Source organism: Cobetia crustatorum, assembly GCF_000591415.1.
In the GTDB taxonomy this organism is placed as follows: domain Bacteria; phylum Pseudomonadota; class Gammaproteobacteria; order Pseudomonadales; family Halomonadaceae; genus Cobetia; species Cobetia crustatorum.
Map to the genome: position 1 here is coordinate 1 of NZ_JEMF01000083.1, position 22,370 is coordinate 22,370.

At 58.0% G+C, this 22,370-nt stretch carries 17 protein-coding genes; 9 read left to right on the forward strand and 8 right to left on the reverse strand.

What is annotated here, in order from left to right; genetic code table 11:
• The 6 genes from BF12_RS20440 to BF12_RS0115055 form a co-directional block, all read left to right on the forward strand.
• Positions 1-1,473, forward strand: a 1,473-nt coding sequence (locus BF12_RS20440; RefSeq protein ID WP_035160303.1) for a putative Ig domain-containing protein, incomplete at its 5' end; no start/stop codon positions are given.
• Between the two features lie 65 nt (positions 1,474-1,538).
• Complete coding sequence (locus tag BF12_RS20445; protein ID WP_024952984.1) at positions 1,539-3,353, forward strand: TolC family protein; 1,815 nt, start codon at positions 1,539-1,541, stop codon at positions 3,351-3,353.
• An 89-nt stretch (positions 3,354-3,442) separates the two neighbouring features.
• Positions 3,443-4,246: an efflux RND transporter periplasmic adaptor subunit gene (locus tag BF12_RS0115040; RefSeq protein ID WP_024952985.1), complete on the forward strand. Its 804-nt coding sequence runs from the start codon at positions 3,443-3,445 to the stop codon at positions 4,244-4,246.
• Positions 4,247-4,279: 33 nt separating this feature from the next.
• A complete protein-coding gene (locus BF12_RS0115045) occupies positions 4,280-5,320 on the forward strand; it encodes an HlyD family secretion protein (RefSeq protein WP_024952986.1) in 1,041 nt (346 codons plus the stop codon).
• Complete coding sequence (locus BF12_RS0115050) at positions 5,317-5,619, forward strand: hypothetical protein (RefSeq protein ID WP_500778380.1); 303 nt, start codon at positions 5,317-5,319, stop codon at positions 5,617-5,619. The genes BF12_RS0115045 and BF12_RS0115050 overlap by 4 nt, the downstream gene beginning before the upstream one ends.
• Positions 5,620-5,642: 23 nt before the next feature.
• Positions 5,643-7,754, forward strand: coding sequence for a site-2 protease family protein (locus BF12_RS0115055; protein WP_024952988.1), 2,112 nt, complete (start codon positions 5,643-5,645; stop codon positions 7,752-7,754).
• A gap of 219 nt (positions 7,755-7,973) precedes the next feature.
• On the opposite strand, the gene BF12_RS0115060 is transcribed toward BF12_RS0115055, so the two are convergent.
• From BF12_RS0115060 to BF12_RS0115095, 8 genes are all read right to left on the reverse strand, one after another.
• On the reverse strand, positions 7,974-9,221 hold the full coding sequence (locus BF12_RS0115060; RefSeq protein WP_084488154.1) for an AGE family epimerase/isomerase: 1,248 nt from the start codon (positions 9,219-9,221) through the stop codon (positions 7,974-7,976).
• Positions 9,221-10,564 carry an MGH1-like glycoside hydrolase domain-containing protein gene (locus BF12_RS0115065; protein ID WP_024952990.1) on the reverse strand — a complete coding sequence of 448 codons (1,344 nt, stop codon included), beginning with the start codon at positions 10,562-10,564 and terminating at the stop codon, positions 9,221-9,223. The genes BF12_RS0115060 and BF12_RS0115065 overlap by 1 nt, the downstream gene beginning before the upstream one ends.
• Positions 10,565-10,619: 55 nt before the next feature.
• Positions 10,620-11,654: an ABC transporter ATP-binding protein gene (locus BF12_RS0115070; RefSeq protein WP_024952991.1), complete on the reverse strand. Its 1,035-nt coding sequence runs from the start codon at positions 11,652-11,654 to the stop codon at positions 10,620-10,622.
• 87 nt (positions 11,655-11,741) lie between these two features.
• A complete protein-coding gene (locus tag BF12_RS0115075) occupies positions 11,742-12,641 on the reverse strand; it encodes a carbohydrate ABC transporter permease (protein ID WP_211242472.1) in 900 nt (299 codons plus the stop codon).
• A complete protein-coding gene (locus BF12_RS0115080) occupies positions 12,641-13,489 on the reverse strand; it encodes a carbohydrate ABC transporter permease (protein WP_024952993.1) in 849 nt (282 codons plus the stop codon). The genes BF12_RS0115075 and BF12_RS0115080 overlap by 1 nt, the downstream gene beginning before the upstream one ends.
• Positions 13,490-13,668: 179 nt before the next feature.
• Positions 13,669-14,937 (reverse strand): ABC transporter substrate-binding protein, encoded by a 1,269-nt coding sequence (locus tag BF12_RS0115085; RefSeq protein WP_024952994.1) that lies wholly within the window; start codon positions 14,935-14,937, stop codon positions 13,669-13,671.
• A gap of 72 nt (positions 14,938-15,009) precedes the next feature.
• On the reverse strand, positions 15,010-16,011 hold the full coding sequence (locus tag BF12_RS0115090) for a substrate-binding domain-containing protein (RefSeq protein ID WP_024952995.1): 1,002 nt from the start codon (positions 16,009-16,011) through the stop codon (positions 15,010-15,012).
• 414 nt (positions 16,012-16,425) lie between these two features.
• Entirely contained in the window at positions 16,426-17,814 is a 1,389-nt protein-coding gene (locus BF12_RS0115095) for a sugar porter family MFS transporter (protein ID WP_024952996.1), read from the reverse strand.
• Positions 17,815-18,133: 319 nt separating this feature from the next.
• On the opposite strand from BF12_RS0115095, the gene BF12_RS0115100 reads away from it, so the two are divergent.
• The 3 genes from BF12_RS0115100 (at position 18,134) to BF12_RS0115110 (ending at position 22,274) form a co-directional block, all read left to right on the forward strand.
• Positions 18,134-19,000, forward strand: coding sequence for an MBL fold metallo-hydrolase (locus BF12_RS0115100; protein WP_024952997.1), 867 nt, complete (start codon positions 18,134-18,136; stop codon positions 18,998-19,000).
• A gap of 138 nt (positions 19,001-19,138) precedes the next feature.
• Positions 19,139-20,446, forward strand: a complete 1,308-nt coding sequence (locus tag BF12_RS0115105; protein WP_024952998.1) for an NAD(P)/FAD-dependent oxidoreductase — start codon at positions 19,139-19,141, stop codon at positions 20,444-20,446.
• Positions 20,439-22,274: a SulP family inorganic anion transporter gene (locus BF12_RS0115110; RefSeq protein ID WP_051511062.1), complete on the forward strand. Its 1,836-nt coding sequence runs from the start codon at positions 20,439-20,441 to the stop codon at positions 22,272-22,274. The genes BF12_RS0115105 and BF12_RS0115110 overlap by 8 nt, the downstream gene beginning before the upstream one ends.
• The last annotated feature ends 96 nt before the right edge of the window (positions 22,275-22,370 follow it).

Below are 22,370 nucleotides of genomic sequence, written 5' to 3' on the forward strand. Positions count from 1 at the left end.
GATAACGATGCGGACGGTGGTAACGACACCGATGCCCTGACGGTCAGCCAGGTGGGCGAAGATGCCGCCAATGTCGGTCAGCCGACTGCCGGTGACAACGGTGGCCAGTACACCGTCAATGCCGATGGCAGCTATGACTTCGCGCCGGGCGCGGACTTCGACGACCTCGCGGTCGATGAGACCCGTACCACCAGCATCAGCTACCAAGTCAGCGATGGTCAGGGCGGCCTTGATACCGCCACCCTGAGTGTCACCGTGACCGGGGCTGATGATGCGCCTGTTGTTGTATCTGATCTACCAGACCGTACCGCCGGAAATGGCGGGGATATCTCAATTCCTGCCGGAGAAGCCTTCGCCGATACTGATGCCTCTGATGAGTTGACGTATTCGGCAAGTGGCCTTCCTGAAGGGGTGATGATTGACCCGCAAACAGGCCATATTTCGGGGCAGCTGGCTCTGGACGCTTCTCTTGATGCTCCATATGTCATTACCGTCACTGCTGATGATGGTAATGGTGGAACTGCCAGTTACAGTTTCACGCTATCCGTTCCGGCTGAGCCTTTGGCGTCACCAGGAATCACTCAAGCCCCGAGCACCTTTGTTCCTGACGCACCTGTGACAGATCCTTTTGTCAATGAGGTGCTTGGGGCAGAAGGATTCGTAGCTGGTAGTGATGACTCGCAGGGGCAAGATGGTGGGAATGACATTGGCAATCTCGACTACTTCCTTCGGACAGCCGCTTCCAACACTCTGAATGACATAGGTGCGTTTGGCCTGCCAGAAGCGATGACAATTCGCTACCAGGGGACGCAGACCGATGGCTCGCCATTACCGGGGACTTTGACAGTGGATGCTTCCTCTGGGCAGCTGTCTGGAAGACTGCCGCCGGGAATGGAGCGTGCACGAGTTACTGTGATTGGTATTGATGAATACGGTAATACGCAGCCGCGTGAAGTATTGGTCGATGCTGATGGACAGGTGCTGGAAGAGCGTGAGGATCAAGTGCTGTATCGCCGTCTTGATATCAGCATGGATTCCCAAGGATCGGCCGAAGTCGTGCATGAAGAGAATGCCGGTAATGACATGCAGATCGGCCGTATGAGTCTCACCGGCTCGCGCTTGGTTATCACTCTGAATGACCCACGTACTGCGGAGGTCACTCTATATGAGGCCTCTCTTGGCGATGGATCATCTTTGCCAGCAGGGCTGTCGATTGATCCGCAGACAGGTGATGTAGTGGGTGACATCAATGGGATAAGTGACTCTCTGAATATCCGAATCGTGGCAATATCGGGAGATGGTACAACTCGCATCTTGTCTTTGGATATTGCGTTGCCTGAAGCCTTGGATACCGCCGAGGTTCGCTGGCAGTCGCTAGGTCAACAGGCTGAGGAAGCATTGGCAGAAGTTGGCGATAATCACCAAGAAGATAGTCTGGCCAATCGCTTGGCTCGTATGCTTGGTCTGTCATGAAGCATGGCCAATTATTATTAAAAATAAGCACGGACTTCAATAAAATGACTTCAGGAAAGGGACTTATGAGTCAAAAGATACTCACGGCATCACCTCTGGCAGCGTTGCTTTTGTTAAGCGGCTGTGCAGTCACTCCAAATCCACTGACGATGGCGGAAATACAGCCGAAGGCGGCTGAGGACGTCAAGACACTCAACGCCTCGCAGAGTAAGGTGACAGGATTGCTGACGCCCGAAATGGCGGTTGCAAGGGCACTGCTCTACAACCGGGATAGGCATGTCAAGACGATGCAGTCTGCCCTGAGAAGCCAACAATTGGATGCAGCCAACTACGACATGCTGCCGTCATTGACCGCGCGCGCCGGTTACACGACGCGTAGCGAATATGAAGCCACCCAGAGTGTGCCTTTTGTCGATGGTGAGCCGAGTAATTCATCAAATGACAATAGCTACAGCATTTCCCAAGAGCGAAATCGCAAGACTTACGGTGTCGATTTCACCTGGAGCATTCTGGATTTCGGTCTTTCCTATGTGCGGGCAAACCAGAGTGCTGATCAGTATCTGATTTCTGTCGAGGAAGAGCGCAAGGCGGTTCAGAATCTGGCACAGGAAGTGCGTACCGCGTATTGGAAGTCGGTCTCTGCTGATCGTCTGCTGAACAAGGTTGAGCCGCTGATGGTTCGGGTCAACGAATCGCTGGAGCGGAGTCGCACAATCTCACGTCAGCGTCTTTCCAATCCGCTGGACAGCTACTCCTACGAGCGCAGCTTGCTGGACGTGAAGCGCAGCCTGGATAGTTTGCGCAATGAGTTGATCGGTGCGCGTGAAAAACTGGCCAGCCTGATGGGACTTCCACCGACTACCACGCTCGAACTGCCGCAATATGACAGCGCACAGCTCAAGGCACCGAAGGCCAAGCTTGATGTGGCGACCATGGAGCAGACGGCGCTGCTGATGCGTCCTGAAGTGCTGACGACACATTATCGTGAACGTATTGCGCGTGACGAAGTGCGGGCCTCACTGCTCAAGATGTTCCCTGACCTGAGCTTCTCCGCGAGCTATTCGTACGATGACAATCAGTACCTGCTTTTCCAGGATTGGACCAGTGCCGGGGCGGCTGTCAGCTATGACCTGCTCAACGTTTTCCAGGCGAAAGCCAATAAGGAAGCGGCAGAGACAAGTGTAGAGATCACGCGTGAAGAACGTCTGGCTACATCACTGGCAGTATTGACGCAGGTGCATCTGGCTCAGCTCAAGTACGTGGCAGCTGACCGTGATCTTGGAACTGCACAGAACTACCTGCAGGTCTCGCGTAATATATCCGATCTGGTGACTCAGCAGTCTCGTTCCGGCAGCATCGGCGAGCTGACCGCTATCAAGGAGCAGCTTAACTCTCTGATTGCCGAGTTGCGTCGTGACCTTGCTTATGCGCAGATCCAGAATGCCTACGCTCGCGTTTACCAAAGTATCGGCCTGGACCCTTATCCGAAACTTGAAGGTACTGCTGAGCCGGCACAGCTGGCCAGCGCGTTGGTGCAGCGTCGCCAGGATTGGGACGACGGCCAGATTGGTGTCGTGGTTGAGCCCATTTCTGAACAGTCGCCAATCCTGAAGCAGGGCGAGAATGGTGAAGCGCCGTCCTTCAGCTTTGATGCCAACACCTTCGCTGTTGCAGGCTCTGTGCATTACAGCTTTTCCACCCCCGCGGGAGAGGGGCTTCCGCAGTGGCTGACATTCTCTGAGGCCACGCGGACCTTCACCGCTGTGCCGGGATCACCGGCCACGCCTGTCACCATCATGATCAAGGCCGAGAACGAAAAGGGTGTCTATGCGTTGGATCGCTTTGTGCTAGCGCCGGATAGCAGTTTGACCGAAGCGTAACCTTCGCCTCTTCAGAAGTCTTTCGGGAGAGCGCCGTCTATCCAAGACGGCGCTCTTGTTTTCTTTATTCATTGGTGATGGCGTAAATCATGAAAAATTTAGGCATTCGGTGCGAAAAGCTGCGGCACTGGGGCACTGTCGTCACGCTATCGTGTATTTCTCTGACGCTGGGTACTGCTGCACATGCGGCTGGTGAGGAAGATGCCGCAGAGTCGCGATTGGAGCCGCAGCGCGCTGTCATTGAGGCAACTGACAGAGCCACTATCAGCAGTGAGGTCAGTGGCCGCATCGAAAAGATGGAGTTTCGTGAGGGGGATGCTTTCACGAAAGGGCAGACGCTGGTCAAGATGGATTGCAGTCTTTACGCTGCCGAGCGCGATCGTGTCGGCGCGAGGTTGGCAAGCGCGCGGCGTCAGCTGCAGAACAATCAGCGGCTTCTGGAGTTGCGTTCCGTCGGCCAGTTAGACGTCGATCTGTCGCGACTGGCTGTCAACGAGAACGATGCCGAGTACCGGATCGCCCGTACCAACATGAACCGGTGTGATATCAAGTCGCCTTACGACGGCCGTGTTGTCGAGCGCAAGGCTAGCGTAGGTCAAAGTGTCGAGGCTCAGGCAGAGCTGTTGTCCATCGTCGGACAGGCGCTCGAGGCGCGCATCATTGTGCCGGCTGACTGGCTTGCCTGGCTGGAGCCGGGACGACAGGCACAGCTGACCATTGAGGAAACTCGCGAGAATGTGTCGGCCAAGGTGACGCGAGTAGGAGCCAGTGTCGATCCTGTCAGCCATACCATTCCCATCTGGGCGGAGATCAAGGTCACGCCAGCTCTGCGACCCGGGATGACAGCTTCCGCGATTTTCACGCCGCCACTTGATTTATCGCAAGGGCAGTAAGGCAATGAACCGGGCAGTAAGTGAGACATTATCGTGAGTGAGCCGAATCAATTCGATACCGCACAACTCTCGGCATTATTTGATGTCGAGCACCGTGCTCGCAAAGCCGAGACCCTCAAAGCGCTGCGTTATGTGGCTGTCAATGATGCCCGTCAGGTGATCGACTATCAGCAGGCTGCGATGGTGGAGCGTTCCGGTGTCAATGGATGGCGGATTACTGCGCTGGCCAATGTGCCCTCAGTAGATCGCAACAGTCTTTATGTTCAGTGGGTCGAGCACGTCATGGCTCACCACCTTCCTGTTGGGTCAGAGCCTACCGTGCTTGGCACTGACGGGATGGATGAATGGGCGCTTGCTACCTGGCGAGAAGTCTGTCCCGGGCAGGTGTTACTGGTGCCAATGAATACTCGAGAGTCCTCGGCCTCATGGCTCTGGTTGACCCGAGAGGCTCCCTGGCAACCAGCCCCTATCAACTTGGCGGCACATCTTGGTGAAGTATTCGGTCATGCCATGAATGCGTTCGTCCAGACTCGACAGCGCGCTCAATGGCGAAGCAGACTCCGCTCATCACGACTGTGGTGGGGGGCATTGGTATTGGCTCTCCTGATACTTTGTCTGCCGGTGCGGTTATCTGCACTGGCGCCAGCTGAGGTGGTAGCAAGAGCTCCCCTGATGGTGTCATCTCCGATGGATGGCGTAGTGGATCATGTGCTGGTTGAACCCAACGCCCAAGTCATCAAGGGCCAGCCACTGGTCAAGTTGCAGGACATTGATGCCCAGGCAAGGCTCAAAGTGGCTGACCAGGCACTCAATGTTGCCCAGGCACGCTATGAACAGGCCCGACAGGAAGCGTTCGGTGATGCAAAGTCGCGTGCCAGCATGGCCGCGTTGAGTGCCGAGCGTGATTTGCGAGCCGTGCAGCGTACCTACGCTGAGGTCCAGTTGGAGCAAGTGATTCTGAGGCTGATGAGGCCGGGCTGGCAATTTTCGACGATCCCAATGATTGGGCAGGGCGGCCGGTACGGACAGGCGAACGCATCATGCAGCTGGCTGACCCATTGGATCGTAAGGTGAACATTGAACTCCCGGTTGATGATGCTCTTGTGTTATCCAAAGGCGCACCGATCACTCTATTCCTGGATTCTCGCCCACTATCTCCCATTGAGGGCGAAGTCGAGCGAGTTAGCTACAAACCCATCATTAATGGTCGCGATCAGCTGATCTATCATGTGTCGGCCACATTGGAGGAGTCTCCGGACTTTCTACGCATCGGGCTTCGTGGGACGGCGCGTATCAGCGGTGATCGTGTACCGCTGGCTTATTACTTGTTCCGTCGGCCGCTTGCAGGCCTGCGCCAAGCCTTGGGGGTCTGAATATGGAGTCAATGCAGGCTCCAATGGACGATGCTCCTCTGCCCGAATTACGAGCCGATCTTCGTCTTAGTCGTAGTGCTCCAGATACAGATGGCGCCCCGATGTGGACGTTGTTTGACCCGATGCGCGGACTCTACTTTCACCTGCATCTCAGCGGGCTACGTATCATCAGGCTCTGGCGGCAATGTAGCACTCTTGGCGAACTTGTCTTGCGGGCAAAAGCCGAGGGCGCTGCCTTGGATGATGGTGATGTCGAGGGATTAGTGCGGTTTGCGGAGGCCAATCACCTGGTAGTGGTGCAAGGGCATGAGGGTCGGCAGCGTCTCGCCAGTGCAATGGAACAAGTACGTGTTTCGACGGGTAGCTGGCTACTGCATCATTATCTGTTTTTCCGAATACCCTTGGTACGTCCAGATCGGCATCTTGAAGGCCTGCTGCCATTGGCGCGTTTACTGGTCAGTCGTACGGCGAAATTTCTGCTGCTGTTTCTTGCGATGCTGGGGTGCTACTTCATCGTGCGTCAGTGGTCGGATTTTGTCGGTACCTTGGTGCGCTTTCTTTCCTGGGAGGGCATTTTCTGGTACGCGCTGGCGCTTGTGATTGTGAAGTCAGCCCATGAACTCGGTCATGCTCTGGTCGCCAAGCATTATGGCTGCCGAGTGCCCACCATGGGAGTTGCCTTTCTCGTCATGTTTCCGATGCTCTACACCGATGCAACGGATACCTGGCGACTTGAGAAAGATCATGACCGGCTAAGAGTCGCCATGGCTGGCGTCATGACAGAGCTAACAATCGCGGTGTTGGCAACGGTGTGCTGGGGACTCTTGCCGGATGGTGCGCTAAGACAGGCGGCCTTTTTCCTGGCCACGACCAGTTTGATAACGTCTCTGCTGGTCAACTTGAGCCCCTTCATGCGTTTTGATGGTTATCACGCCCTGAGCGATCTATGGGGGATTCGCAATCTGCAGCCACGGGCCTTTGCGATCACCCGTTGGTGGTTGCGTGAACGACTGTTCGGCTTTGGCGAGCCACCGACGGAAGCTTTTACTCGTCGTCGGCGCCACTTGTTAGTCGTCTATTCCGTATTGACCTGGCTTTATCGCTTCTTCCTGTTTCTGGGGATCGCGTTACTGGTCTATCACTTTGCTTTCAAAGTGCTGGGCATCATCCTGTTTGCGGTCGAGATTTTCTGGTTCATCCTACGGCCTATTATGAATGAGATCCGAGAAGTGAGTAGACGCCGCATATCACTGAATATGCGCACCATCATCACGATCATGAGTGCCTGCCTGATACTGGGTATCTTGTTTTTACCTTGGCAAGGTCGGGTCTCGCTCCCTGCCGTGCTCGAAGCAGATGCCCATGTCGTATTGTTCCCTCCCGAATCGGCGCAATTGAAAAAGATGCCTGTCTCACAGGATGAGCATGTATCGGTAGGGCAGATCGTTTATGAACTCGAACAGCCTGAGATCAACGTCAACCTGCAGCAAGCCAGGCGGCGTATACAGGCGATAAAGGCACGTCTCGCACGCCGTGCGGGTTCTGCAGATGATCTTGCACAGCAGGGAGTGCTACGCACCCAGATGGCTGAGCTTGAAGCGCAAATCAGTGGTCTTGAGTCCCGTGCTCGTGCCCTCGTGATACGAGCGCCCATGGCGGGTCGGGTGGATATGCCAGACGTCTTGCATGAAGGCCAGTGGCTGGATTCTCGAACGCGACTTGCCGATCTCGTCAGTCAGCACAGTCTACGAGTCAATGCCTTTGTGCGTGAGCAGGACCTCGAGCGTATTCGTGTCGGAAGTTCGGCGCGATTCATCCCTGACGATGGCAACCACGATAGCGTGGACTTGACCGTGCGGAGTATCGATAACGTAGGGGCTGAGCGGTTGGCTTACCCCGGGCTTGCAAGCCGCTATGGCGGCCCTTTGCCTGTCGAGGAGCGGCGCCGAGAGGACCAGGACGGTTTGCGTCTTGAGGACGGTATCTATCGTGTCAGCCTGGTGCCTGATAGTGATGCTTCAGTGCGTGACTGGCAGGTCTACGGGAAAGTTTCGGTGGAGGGGCCTGCCGAAAGTCTGGCGGGTGCTATCTTCCGGCATGCCGCCAGTGTCTTGATACGCGAAAGCGGCTTTTGAGACTGATAGCGCTCGAGCTTCGTGCCGGTGACTGAATACTGACAATATTCGTACAGCGTTGCCCGCCAGTCCTGGGCTTGAGGAGTCATGAGTCATTCACTCCATCTGATTGGTCAGGCCCTGTGGATGACAATGCGTCAAGCATGAAAAGCCCCACTGTCTTTACTGAAGGCAGTGGGGCTTTTGGGGTAATGCATGTGTTAAGAGCGGCCTGGTCCGTCAGGGCTGCAAGAGGCCCTGGCAGCACAATAGCTCATGACAGGCACCGAGGCTGTGGTAGTCGCACTTGGCGCCCGGGGAGCTCTTGAGGTCATCAAAGCGCTGGTTGTCAGCATCGAGTATCCGATACCAACCGCCGTGCCGATGGTCGATCAGATGCGCCCAGGCGTATTGCCAGAGACGGTCATACCACGCGGTATAACCGTCATCGCCGGTAGCTTCGTACAACAGTGCCGCTGCGACCAGGCTCTCGGCCTGCACCCAGAAGTACTTGTCGTCGTCGCAGATGCGACCGTCTGGCGCGAAGCCGTAGTAGAGCCCACCACGCACGCTGTCCCAGGCTAGATCCACGGCAGTATCGAACAGACGCTGCGCAGTGGGGAGCAGCCATTCATCATCGCGATGACGCCTGAGCATCAACAACAGTTTGGCCCATTCGGTGAGGTGACCCGGCTGGAAGCCCCACGGACGATAGAGGTTCTTGGGATCGTCGCGGTTGTAGTCCCAGTCGACATTCCAGTCGTGATCGTAATGTTCCCAGATCAGGCCATCCGCCTTGGCTGCCTGACGCTGACAGATGTTGCTGGCAAGCGTCATGGCGCGTGCCAGATAGTGTGTCTCAGCGGTGGCCTCATAGGCGGCCAGCATGGCTTCACAGGCATGCATGTTGGCATTCTGGCCACGGTAGTCAGACAGCGTCTGCCAGTCGGCACTGGCTTCATCGGCATACAGACCGTGGTGCTCCGACCAGAAATGTTGCTCCATCAGTGCGTGGGTCTCGTCGAGCCAGCCTCGGGCTTCCTCGATGCCGGCGCGATAGGCGGTCGCGTAGGCCAGTATCACGAAGGCCAGCCCATAGCACTGATTGGTGTGATCGGTCTCGCCGTCCTCGCTGAGTGACCACAGATAGCCGCCGGTCTCTTTGTTGAGGTGGACCTCGCGCAGATAGCGGATGCCATGGTGAGTGGCTTCCAGGCATTCGGTGTCGCCAGTGCGCAGGTATTCCATCGCAAAGTTGAAGATCATTCGTGTGCTGCTGACCAGATGGCGAGCTGTCGGCGCATACACTGTGCCGTCATCACGCCAGGCCTGGAAATAGCCGCCACGCTCATGGTCCACCGCGCGCGGCAGGTAGAAATTCATGATCGAACGGATATGCACGTCCAGAAACTCACGGCTGGCAAAGGAGGCGGGTGGTGCCACTGGAATGTCAGGCTGAGCTGTCGTCAGTGTGCTTTTCGCGGCCATCAGGAGACCTCCACGGCACTGTCCTGCGCCTTGTTCGCAGTGAAGATGTCCAGCGGATTGAGCCAATAAAGATCCATCGCAGCGGTCCATGAGAAATCGCGTCCGCCACAGCCTTCGCCTGTCACCGAATTGAAGTATTCCCAGTAACCCGCGGCCGCGATGCAATCCTTGCTGGCCTGTTTGATCTGCGCAGCCTCCTGGGTGAGTCCATGGTCTTCACAGCCGATGGCCAGCATCCAGTTGATATGTAGCCAGCTTGGCCCGCGCCAATAGCGCTTCGGCTCGAAGCGAGTGCTCTCGGGATGGGTTGAGGCAACTCCATACGGTGCCTGGGCCAGCCAGTCAGCGACCAGACTTCCCATCTGTTTGGCCTGAGTATCGTTGGGCAAGCCCGCGAACAGCGGCAGTATCCCGGCGGTGGTCACATGCTCCAGCAGCACGTTGGCACGCGCATCACGGCTCAGGAAGCAGCCGAGTTCTTCGCTCCACAGTGCCTGCACGCCTTCCTCGGTACGGGCCAGCGATTGTTTGAGACTGAACAGCGCTTCGCCATGGGCGTTGACGAGATCGAGACTGGCAGCATCCTCTTCACACAGCGTAACCAGGTCCCGCGTGCCGCGATGCAGGATGGAGATCAGGCTGATATCTTCCACGCGGTACGGGCAGTCGCGATACAGCACCTTGGCATCGTGATCATTCTGCTGGAAGAACTTCACCAGGTAGATGTAGCGGTCGTATTCGTATTTGTGCGGGCGCTCGGACGGGTCGACCAGCCCGGTATCGCGGCGTACGTATTCGGCATCGACGGCCGGTACGCCAGCCAACGGACCATCCCACTGTGGACTGTTGTCCATGCCGGATTCCCACGGATGGTAGCTACAGACGCGCCCCGTACCTTCAGGGTCACGCTCGCGATAGAACCACAGGTGATAATCGATGACGGCCGGCAGCGTCGCGGCCAGCTTTTGCTCGGCAAGCGTCCGGTCACGACCTTCCTCGAACAGGATCTTCATCACGCTGGCTAGCACGGGCGGCTGTGAGATGGCGCTGGTCGACGGGCTGCGCTGCACGCCCCAGACCTCCGGCCCCGGGAAGTAGGTTTCCGCATCTCCATGGAAGACAATGTGCGGCACCATGCCGTTGTCCCACTGGCCTTCCAGCAGGCGCTCCACTTCGCGCCAGGCGCGCGCTTCATCACCGGCGGCCATCCAGCCCAGCGCCGTGATGGCGGCGTCCCAGTTCCACTGGAAGGGATAGAGGCCACGCGTGGGTACGGTATAACCGCCCAGATCGTTGAGCTTGAGAATGTCGTGGGCACTTGGGGCATCGGGCATTGCTGTCATGTGCAACGGGCTCCGTCGTCGGGTTGAAGGTCAGACATGGATGAATCAGGGCGTGTCAGGCAGACATCAGATGACCTGTCTGGTCATAGAAACGCATCTTTTCCGTCATCGGGCGGACGTGGATATCGCTGCCGTTGGCGATATCGAGGTCACTTGGCACATTCACGCGAATCATTTCGTCGCCGAAGCGCGCGGTGAGTTGCTTGTGCGAGCCCAGTAGCTCGGAGACCAACACGCGGACCGGTGAAAAGTGCTCGGTGGGCTCAAAGCGCACCTCAAAATCTTCGGGGCGAATACCGCATTTATGAATTCGCGACAGTGTCGGAGCGTTTGGCTGGGACTGCGTCCAGCGAGTGTCTGGCAGGATGAAGTTCATGGGCGGGTTGCCAATGAAGCTGCCGACGAATTCGGTGGCCGGGTAATGGTAGATCTCGGACGGTGGGGCGTACTGTTCTATCTCACCACCTTTCATCACTGCGATGCGATCGGCGAGACTCATGGCCTCGACCTGATCGTGGGTCACGTAGATGGTGGTGGTATCGGATGCCGACAGGATGGTCTTCAGCTCGGCGCGCATCTCGAGACGCAGCAGCGCATCCAGGTTGGAGAGTGGCTCATCCATCAGCAGCACTTCCGGTTCCATCGCCAGCGCGCGGGCGACGGCAACACGCTGACGCTGACCGCCGGAGAGCTGGCCGGAATAGTGATCCAGTCGGTCCTCGATGTGCATCAACTCGGCCGTTTCCTTCACCTTGCGCTGAATGTGCGCCTCGCTATCCTTGCGCACGCGCAGGCCGAAGGCGATGTTCTCCGCCACCGTCATGTGCGGGAAGACGGCGTAGTTCTGGAACACCATCGCGATACGGCGGTCCCGCGGGGCCAGTGAGGTGATCTCGCGGTCACCGATGCGAATCGAGCCGCTGCTCTCGTATTCAAGCCCCGCGATGATGCGCAGCAGGGTGGACTTGCCGCAGCCGGACGGGCCGAGCAGCACGGTGAATTCCTTGTCGCGAATCTCGAGATCGATGGACTTGAGGATTTCTTGCTTGCCGAACTGCTTGCGTACGGCACTGATCTGGATGGCTGACATGGTCGGACTCCTTGTGGTCGTGATCGACGGCGCTGAATGGACAGGTGACAGCCGTCGTCATGCATTGGCCGGATGAAAGGCCGTACGCTAGCGGTTGGAAATGCCCCACATGCTGAACAGGTACTTCCTGATCGCGAACAGGAACAGCAGTGCAGGGACGACCAGAATCAGGCCGCCGGCGTATTTGATCTCGGCGGGCGACTCGGAAAGGCTCTGAACGAGGAAGGCGGTCAAGGTGCGGTTCTGAACGGTGAGAATTGCCGAGGCAAATACCTCATTCCACGAGATGACGAAGGCGAACACTGCCGAGGCAGTAATGCCCGGCGCGGCCAGCGGCAGCACCACGCGACGGAAGGCCTGCCAACGATTGCACCCCATCAACCAGGCCGCTTCTTCAAGTTCGACCGGAATGCCCATGAACAGGCTTGAGGTGATCAGCACCGCGAAGGGCAGCGCCAACGTGGCATGCACCATCGCCAAGCCGAGAATGGAGTCATCGATGCCGACGCGAATGAAGATGACCGCCAATGGCAACGCCAGCAGAGGCATCGGGAAGGCTCGCGACAGAATGATGATCATCCGGTAGGCATTCATGCCCGGAAATACGAAGCGCGCCAGTGCATAACCCGCCGGTGCGCCCAACACGATGGCAATCACCATGGTGAAGCCAGCGGCCAGTAGCGAGTTGCCCAGCGCACTGATCACGCCCTGGTAGTGCCAGAAGAAGTCGAGCGTCTCGAAGCTCAATGCTGGTGTCAGGGTCTTGGGCCAGCCACTGATCTGCTCCGGTGTGCTGATGCTGTTGAGCATCAATAACGCGATGGGTACCAGCACCCACAGCACCAGAATCGCGACCCCCGCTCGGAACAGCCATTTCCAGGCCATGTCATGACGACGTGGTTTGTGAGCGATCTGCTCCAGCGGGCGCGCAGAGGCCTCGGAGGGTAGCGAAGAGGACATGACGGCTTCGGAGGATGAGGATTTCATCAGCGGGCCTCCTTCGGAACATTGAGGAACTTGAGGTAGCAGCCGGTGATGGCAACCGAGATCAACATGATCAGCACGGCGTAGGCGGCCGCAGCACCGGTTTGCTGGTAAAGGAACTGCCAGTCGAAGGTCTCGCTCATCAGCACCGGCATGTCACTGCCGCCCAGCATCATCACCACCGCGAAGACTTCCAGCGCCAGCAGGGTACGCAGGATCAGTGCTGACTGAATGCTCGGGCGCAGCATCGGCAGAGTGATCTTCCACAGGCGTTGCCAGTAGCTGGCGCCGAATACCTGCCCGGCCTCGTCATATTCCTTGGGGATCAGCCCCATGCCCGACACCAGGATCACCAGCACGATGGCGGTACCCCGCCAGATCTCGGCGACGACGACGGCCAGAAACAGCGCGAAGGCATTCTGATAGTTGAGCCACGAGGTTGGGGCGTCGATCAGGTTCACGGCGCTCATGAAGCTGTTGAGGAAGCCGAACTGCTCCAGAATCGCCAGCCAGATGATGCCGGCGGCCAGATCGGAGATGCCCAGCGGGATGGTCCAGATGTAGAGGATGCTGTCGCGACCCTTGTTCATCTTGGTCACCATCAATGCCATGCCGATGGCCATGACCAGCTGGACCGGCACGACGACCCCGGTCAGCAGTAAAGTGTTGGTGAGCGAAGGCCAGAAATTGAAATCACTGATGATGCGACTGAAGTTGCCCAGCCCCACGCCGCCGTCACTGTTGGTGAAGGCTTCAGCAAAGATCTGCAGAAAGGGATAGAGAAAGAATGCGCCCATGAACAGCAGGCTGGGAGCGATCAAGTAATAAGGTAGCCAGCGATTGTGCTTCATCAGTGCTCACCTTTGATTGTTGTGATGGTGGATGGCAGAGAGCAGACATGACAGGGGTTGGCGTACTGTCATGTCGACTCTTGAGGGCGCTTATGGTGCTTGTGAACTTACGGCAACATCGATGTTCTGCAGGCTTGCGAATCAGCGACTGTCTTGCGGTTCTGGTGGAAGGGGCGGAGTCATTTGACGGGACAGGGACCATCGCTGGGAGCATCCGGCAACCAACAGCCAGCGCCCGACTTGTCAATCAGGGCCTGTAGGCGCGGCGCGAGGATATCCAACGTCTCGTGAATGTCGGCATCGCGCAGCACGATCTGTACGAAGGCGTCACGATAGATCTTGTTGAATAGCCCCGATTGCTTGCCAAGGCCGCTGGGCAGCAGTGACAGCACGGCATCCTCGGCTGAGGACTGGGTGGCGACGGCCTTGCCGGACATGCGGATGCTGGCGGGCAGGTCATCGGGAAGCTCGGTTGCCACCACGGGGAAGAAGTTGGTGGCGCGCAGAGTGCGAATCTGAGCCTCAGGCGTCATCAGGTACTGAATCAGCTTGCGCGAAGCGTCTGGCGCAGGTGCGTTGGCGGGCACGGCCAGTCCGGCGACCACCGGCATGTAGCCACGTCCACTGGGGCCAGCGGGGGCAGGGAAGGCCACGAAATCATCGGGTCGCTTGTTGAAGGCATCCTTCAATCGCGCCGTGTGGTCGAACGCGACCCAGACTTCGCCGTTGAGCAATGGCTCCTGCATGAAGCCAAAGGCGGTAGAGCGCGGATTGGTCACGGCCCAGATCTCGCGGAACTTTTGCCACATCGCTACTGCGTCTTCACTGCGGAATTCGCGTACCACCGAGTGCGTGAAGGACGGATAGAGATAGCCCTCGAGGAAGCGATGGATCAGTCCCTTGCGACCCGCGGGAAAGCCCAGTTTCGGCTGTCCGGTGGCAGCCTCGATATTACGTCCCCAGGCCAGTAGCTCGTCGTAGCTCAACGCATTGAGGTCCGCGCCTTCGGGCAGGTAGGGCAGCGCCTTGCGACTGGCCGCCATGATGTAGGTGGCCTGCATCCAGGGGATGTAGCGCTGCTGCTCGCCCCCCAACTTGCCGAGTGACAGATACTGCTCACTGATACCCTGCTCACCCAGTGTGCTCATCAGGTCATCGAGAGGGGCCAATACCGCTGGCGTCAGCGAGCCAAGCTCACCATGCAGCCCGCCCAACACATCCAGTGCACCATTCGCGCTGCCTTTCTCAGCTTCAAGGCGCGACAGGAAGGTACCCGCCTCCTGGGGCATGTAATTCACGGCCTCGCCATAAGGCGCCAGCGCGATCTCGCGCATCTGCTGGGCTTCCTCCAGCGGTCTGGCCTGGGTGCTGAAGAAATTGATATCAGCCATGGCGGGCGTGCTACCCAGTAGTGCCATCAATGTGAGGGCAATTGGCGTCTTGCGCATGGAGCTCTCCCTTCTCGGGTGTCGTTGTACTTGTCAGGCGTGCTGTTGAAACATGTCGGCGAGGTCGATTGATCAACCGGTGGTATCGCGCAGCAGGAGTTCGTAGTCGAAGCAACGATGACGCGGTGTGCCACCCGCGGGAGCCAACACCAGTTCGATCAGCGCCTGACTGACGGATTCGAAGGACACTTCCAGCGTGCTGAGACTCGGCTGACGATACATCTGGGCGGGCAGGTTATCCGCGCCGATGATGGCGAGGTCCTTGCCAGGCACGCGTCCCGATTCAGTGGCTGCTTCCATCACGGCGTAGGCGAAGATATCGCTGGCACATACGAAAGCCGTGGGTGGGGTAGCGCTGGACAATGCTTCGCAAGCGGCCTGGTAGGCGCTGGCATACCCATGTTGGCAATGGCGTGACATGGGAGTCAGTTCGGCCGCCTGCATGGCATCGTGATAGCCCTTCTCACGTTCTACCGCCGTGTAGAGGTCACTGAAGAAGTTCAGGAACAGGATGTCTCGATGGCCGCTATCAATCAGGTAACGAGTGGCTCTGACAAATCCATCGGTCGCGTTGGTATCTACCCAGGCATGTTCATCAGCACGGCCTGTGCGTCCGTGGGTGACGAAGGGGAAACCGCTTTCGAGCAGGAAGTCGACGCGGGGGTCCTGAATACGGGTACGTGCTACCACGAAGGAATCCACCTTGCCGCCGTCGATGAAGCGCTTGTAGGTATCCAGCTCGTCGCGATCTTCCGGCACAGTGGTGACGATCAGGTCATGTTCCGGTGCGGCGTCATGTAGTGCCTGGCCCAGCGCAACCAATAACCGCGTGTTGAATTGATCGCGAAAGTCGCCCTGGGCACCGTTCATGATGTAGCCCACCGATGAGGTGCGACCGGTCTTCAAGCGGCGTGCGCTCTGGTTGGGCTGGTAGCCTACTTCATTGGCAAAAGCCTGAACTCGCTCACGGGTGGCGACACTGACATCCTCGAACCCGCCTAATGCTCTGGAAACGGTTGTCACTGAGAGTCCCAGTTGGCTGGCGAGATGCTTGAGCGTGATGTTGGGTGGCATGGCCAGAATCCTTGAGCAGCAATAACGTTAAAAACTGTTATCCGAAACGTTTCGGATGAATGATTTCACTGTTTTTCGTTCCTCCGCAAGGCTGTCGCTACTAAAGAATATGTCTGTAATGTTTCTTGCATCAACTTGACTGGGGCGCCTGTTGGCATGCAGCGAATCACACGCTGAGCACACGCAACCTTGATGGTTATCTTGGAGGCCGTACCCGCTCAGATGCCTCTGGTGGATACCGGTACGTATGGTGCATCAGCCCCGATACGTGGGACATGCCCTGCAAGGGTGGGAGCAAGAAGTACTGAAATCAGGGGCCCAGAAACGCAAACACCCCGCACAGGGCGGGGTGTCGATAAGAAAAGCGATAGAGCGTTAGACGAGGGCTTCGCCCTGTGGGTTCAGTCGTGCGAATCAGCTGCGCTGTGCTTGTAACGCCGCGTCCTGCTCGGCTTGTTCCTTGCGCGAGGGGCGAATCAGTCGGCCCTGCAGGTCTTCAAGTGAGACGCCTTTTGTTTCCGGCATGAAGAACAGCACGAAGATCAGCTGTAGCAGCATCATCACCGCGAAGAAGGCGAACACTGGGCCGCCACTGAACTGGCTGAGAATGGCGGGCATCAGCAGGGCGATCAGTGCCGCGAAGACCCAATGCACGGAGCTGCCAAAGGACTGGCCCAAGGCACGTACCTTGTTGGGGAATATCTCGGAGATGAACACCCAGATCACCGCGCCCTGGCCCATGGCATGGGCCGCGATGAACACGCCCAGCAATACCGGCACGCCATAACCGTCGAGAGCGCTGAAATCCTGGAGGTAGAACGCCCATGAGATCAGGCACAGCGAAAGCAGATAGCCGGCTGAGCCGATCAGAATCAAGGTGCGGCGGCCCAGCTTGTCGATCAGTGACATGCCCAGCATGGTGAAGACCAGATTGATCAGGCCGATACCCGCGGTCGAGAGCAGAGCCGCGCTCGTCTCGAGTTGTGCCTCGGCGAGAATTCGCGGCGCGTAATAGATGATGAAGTTGATACCCGACAGCTGGTTGAAGGCGGCGATCAGGAAGGCGAATAGCACGGGAAGACGGTAGCGCCACGCGAACAGGCGAGTGTGCTTGCCGACGGATTCGGGGGACTCGGTGCCGCGAATGATGGCGACTTCTTCTGCGATATTCGCGTTGGGGTCGATCATCCTGATCACTTCACCGGCAGCGGCTTCATCGTTGCGTTGCAGGATGAGCCAACGAGGGCTGCGTGGCACCTTGCAGATCATCAGCAGATAGATCGCCGCTGGAATCGCCTCGACGCCCAGCATCCAGCGCCAGTTCTCGCCCTCGATGAAGCCGATGAAGTAGTTGGACACGAAGGCGATCAGGATACCCAACACGATATTGAACTGATAAAGCCCGACCAGCGCTCCGCGTCGCGCACGTGGCGCAATCTCGGAGATATAGATCGGTGCGGCCACGGAAGAGGCACCGACACCCAGGCCCCCCAACAGGCGGAAGAAGGAGAAGATGTAAGGATCGGTTGCCAGCGCTGAGCCCAGTGCCGAGACGAGATAGAGCACACCGATGCCGATCAGCGTCGCACGACGGCCAAAGCGATCCGTCGGCCAGTTGCCGAAGATGGCGCCAATCACCGTGCCCCATAACGCCATCGACATGATGATGAGGCCATGCGACAGGTCACTCAGCTCCCACAGCTGTTGCAAGGAGGTATCCGCGCCAGAAATGACGGCGGTATCGAAGCCGAACAGAAAGCCGGCCAGCGCGACCGTTATCGACCATTGCAGAATTCTAGACATGAGAGTTTCTCGTCCGATGAGAGATGATTGACCACTTTTAGCTTAAGATGAATCGAGTCACCTTGTAAATTAGCTTGGCATGTCTCTTTCATGTGTATCTGCTAGACCTTGTATGAAGGCGACGGTATCTGCCGCCGTTACAGTGCTGTTCATATTGGGTTAAGCAAATAATATCAATTAGTTATCAGTACACATATTCATTTATTCCATATAGGAATAACGTTATTCGTTATTTTGCATCTCATGCGATTGAGGCGTAACCTGAAGTCAGTTTTCCGACACGATCTGACCTACGAGGTATGCACCTATGGCGCCCTCTATCCTACATCCTGATGTCACCAGCTTCTTTGACAAGGACAGCAACACCTTCACTCATCTGGTGTGTGACCCGCAGTCGCGCCGCTGCGCGATCATCGACCCGGTACTGGATTTCGATTATCCCGCCGGCAAGACGAAGACCGATTCTGCTGATGCTCTGCTGGCCCATATCGCGGCGCAGTCACTGGAAGTGGAGTGGATTCTCGAGACGCATGTGCACGCGGACCACCTCTCGGCGGCCGCCTATTTGAAAGACACGCTGGGTTGTCAGTTGGCGATCGGCGCACGTATTCGTGAAGTGCAGGACATCTTTGCTGATATCTTCGCCGCCGAGTCCGGTTTTGCCCGCGATGGTCGCCAGTTTGATCGACTGCTGGAAGAGGGTGATAGCTTGGCGATTGGTGCGCTTGAATGCCGAATATTGCATACGCCGGGTCATACGCCCGCCTGTGTCAGCTATGTGATCGGGGATGCGGTATTCGTGGGTGATACTCTATTCATGCCGGATTACGGCACCGCACGCTGTGATTTCCCAGGCGGCGATGCGCGCACCCTGTATCGTTCGATTCACAAGGTATTGGCGCTACCCGCAGACACGCGATTATTCCTCTGCCACGATTATTCGGCAGACGGGCGTGAAGGTTTCTGCTGTGAAACCACCGTGGGCGAGCAGCGTCAGCACAACGTACATGTCCATGAAGGCATTGATGAGGAGGCCTTCGTCAGCATGCGCTCCACGCGTGATGCAGGCTTGGGTATGCCGCGCCTGATGTTGCCAGCGGTTCAGGTCAACATGCGCGCCGGGCAGATGCCGCCGGTGGAAGCCAATGGGCAGGTCTATCTCAAGATTCCCCTCAATCACTTTTGAGTGGTGCAGATGGCAGTCGGCATTCGTGGTTCAGGCAACGCTCCTGCGTGGCGACAGCGTGGGTCTCAGCGAATGATGTAAGTGAATGACGTAAACTTCTTACCGACACATGTTCCTTTTCTTTTTCAGGAGTCACGGATGAACAACCCAGTCACCGAGTCAGCGTCCGCACAGCCTTCACACGCTACGGCGTCAGTCACGATTCCGCCCAATGCTCACAAGGTAGTGATTCTGGGCGGCGGTGCTGGCGGTATTGCCGTCGCGGCCAGCCTGCTCAAGCGCCAATCGGACATGGATATCGCCATCGTCGAACCCGCTGAGCAGCACAGCTATCAGCCAGGCTGGACGATGGTTGGTGGCGGTATCTTCACGCCGGAATACACGCGCAAGCCGATGCAGGCGGTAATGCCCAAGGGCGTGCATTGGTATCGCGAATCGGTGATGGCGATTGATGCCGAAGCGCATGAAGTCACGCTCGGCGATGGCCGCAAGCTCAGCTATACCCGGCTGGTCGTTGCCATTGGCCTTGAGCTTGACTGGGCCGCCATCGAGGGTCTGGAAGACACCTTGGGCAAGAATGGCGTGACCTCCAACTACCGTTACGATCTCGCCCCTTATACCTGGGAGCTGGTGCAGACTCTCAAGGGCGGCAAGGCGCTATTCACCCAGCCGCCAATGCCGATCAAGTGTGCCGGTGCTCCTCAGAAGGCGATGTATCTTTCCTGTGATCACTGGCAGCGTGAGGGAGTGCTCGGTCAGCTGAACGTCACCTTCCACAATGCGGGCGGCGTGATGTTCGGTGTACCGGCCTATGTGCCGGCGCTGGAAGAGGCCGTCAAGGGCTATGGCATTGACGTGCAGTTCAACCAGCGCCTGATCTCCGTTGATGGCGAAACGCAGACGGCTCGCTTTGAGGTGCCGGCGACCGAAGAGGGAGGAGAGCCGCAGATCGTCGAGCAATCCTTTGACATGCTGCACGTAGTGCCGCCCCAGAAGGCTCCCGCATTGATTGCCGAATCAAGCCTGGCCAATGCCGGTGGCTGGTTGGATCTCGAGCCGGAGACCCTGCAACACGTGACGCATGCCGATATCTTCGGGCTGGGTGATGTCAGTGGCACCGCCAACGCCAAGACGGCCGCTGCAGTGCGCAAGCAGGCACCTGTGGTGGCTGAGAATCTGCTTGCGACCCTGGCCGGTGGTGCACTTGTGGCCGGTTATCGCGGTTATGGTTCTTGCCCGTTGACGGTCGAGAATGGCCGCATCGTGCTGGCGGAGTTCGGTTACGGCGGCGAACTTCAACCCACGTTCCCTAAGTGGATCAATGACGGCACGCGCCCGACACGGCTTGCCTGGCAGCTCAAGTCACGCGGGCTGCCGTTCATCTACTGGAACATGATGCTCAAGGGACACGAGTGGCTGGCGCGTCCGGCGTCACATGATGTCTGAGCAGGCTCGCGGAGCGGATAGCCGTACACTCGCCCGCTGGCTACCTCTGGCGGGTTGGTTGGAACATTATGATCGCCAGAGTTTCGGGCGCGACCTGCTGGCCGCAGTGATCGTCAGCGTCATGCTGGTGCCGCAGGCACTGGCGTATGCGCTGTTGGCGGGACTGCCCGCGCAGGTGGGCCTGTATGCCAGCATGTTGCCGTTGGTGCTGTATGCGCTATTCGGCACCAGTAGCACGCTGGCGGTGGGGCCGGTGGCGATTATCTCATTGATGACAGCCTCGGCCATCGCGGGTATGACGGGGGCTGATGGTGCAGCGTTGAGCACTCCTGAGATGCTGGGTGCCGCGCTGCTACTGGCGCTGGTGTCAGGCGCGCTGCTGGTGACGATGGGGCTGTTGCGCCTCGGGGCGCTGGTCAATTTCATCAGCCATCCGGTGATCTCAGGTTTCATGACAGCGTCTGGCATTCTGATCATCGCCAGTCAGCTAGGGCCCTTGAGCGGACTGAGTCTCAAAGGCGGCAATCTGATCGAGATGGGCCAGTCGCTGCTGGCGCTGCCAACAGGGATAGGCATTCATCTGCCGACACTGACCATCGGGCTGGGATGTTGGGCGGGGCTCATTCTGGCGCGCCGTCATCTCAAGAATGGAGTGATGGCGCTGGGGCTAAGCAAAACAACGGCAGGCATGTGCTGCAAGACGACCCCGATCATCGCGGTGATCGCCTCCAGCCTGCTGGCGTGGGGATTGAACCTGGGAGATCAGAACGCAGAGCACAGCATGGCCCTGGTCGGTGCTGTTCCGGCCGGTTTGCCGGTGATCAGCCTGCCGTCATTCGTCAGCCACGACTGGTCTGGCCTGCTGATGTCGGCGCTGTTGATCAGCGTGGTGGGGTTCGTCGAGTCGTTGGCACTGGCACAGACACTGGCCGCGCGTCGTCGTCAGCGCATTGATCCCGACAAGGAGTTGATCGCGCTGGGGCTCTCCAACATGGGGGCAGGCGTCAGTGGTGGCATGCCGGTCTCTGGCGGGCTGTCGCGTTCAGTCGTCAACTTCGATGCCGGTGCCGCGACGCCGTTGGCGGGTGCCTTTACGGCGCTCGGTATCCTGCTGGCGAGCCTGCTGCTGACCGATTGGTTGGCGTGGCTGCCGCGCACCACACTGGCGGCGATCATCATCGTGGCCACCACCAGCCTGATTGATATCGCGGCGATCAAACGCACCTTCCGCTACTCACGCGGTGATGGTACAGCGCTGGCGATCACGCTGATCGTGACACTGCTGCATGGCGTCGAGAGCGGCATCATGGCGGGAGTAGTGATTTCACTGGGTTTGTATCTAAAGCGTACCAGCCAGCCGCACAGTGCGCTGGTCGGGCGTGTGTCGGGAACCGAGCACTTTCGCAATGTCGAGCGTCACGCGGTGGAGACTGATCCTGAATTGGCGATTCTGCGTATCGATGAGAGTCTCTATTTCGCCAATGCGCGCTACCTGGAAGACACCGTGCTGGCGTTGACGGCCGACCGTCCCTCGCTGCGCCATCTGGTGCTGGCCTGTCAGGCCGTCAATCTGATTGATGCCTCGGCACTGGAAAGCCTCGAAGTCATCAACGAGCGCATGACAGCGGCAGGTGTGAAGCTGCATCTGAGTGAAGTGAAAGGGCCGGTGATGGACCGCCTCAAGTGCTCTGATCTGCCAGAGAATCTTGGCGGCGAGATCTATCTCAGCACCTTCGATGCCTGGCAGGCGCTCAGCATTCATGGCAGCCATTGCGGACAGGCCTGCGCGCGGGATGGCGTCAGTCAGACAGCGGCGCTGAACGGATAGTGAGCGAGATGACTTGATTGAATGACCCGCGATAGACCAAAACGCCCCGAGCCTGCCAGTGGCAGAGTCGGGGCGTTTTTCTTTACGTTCTGTTAG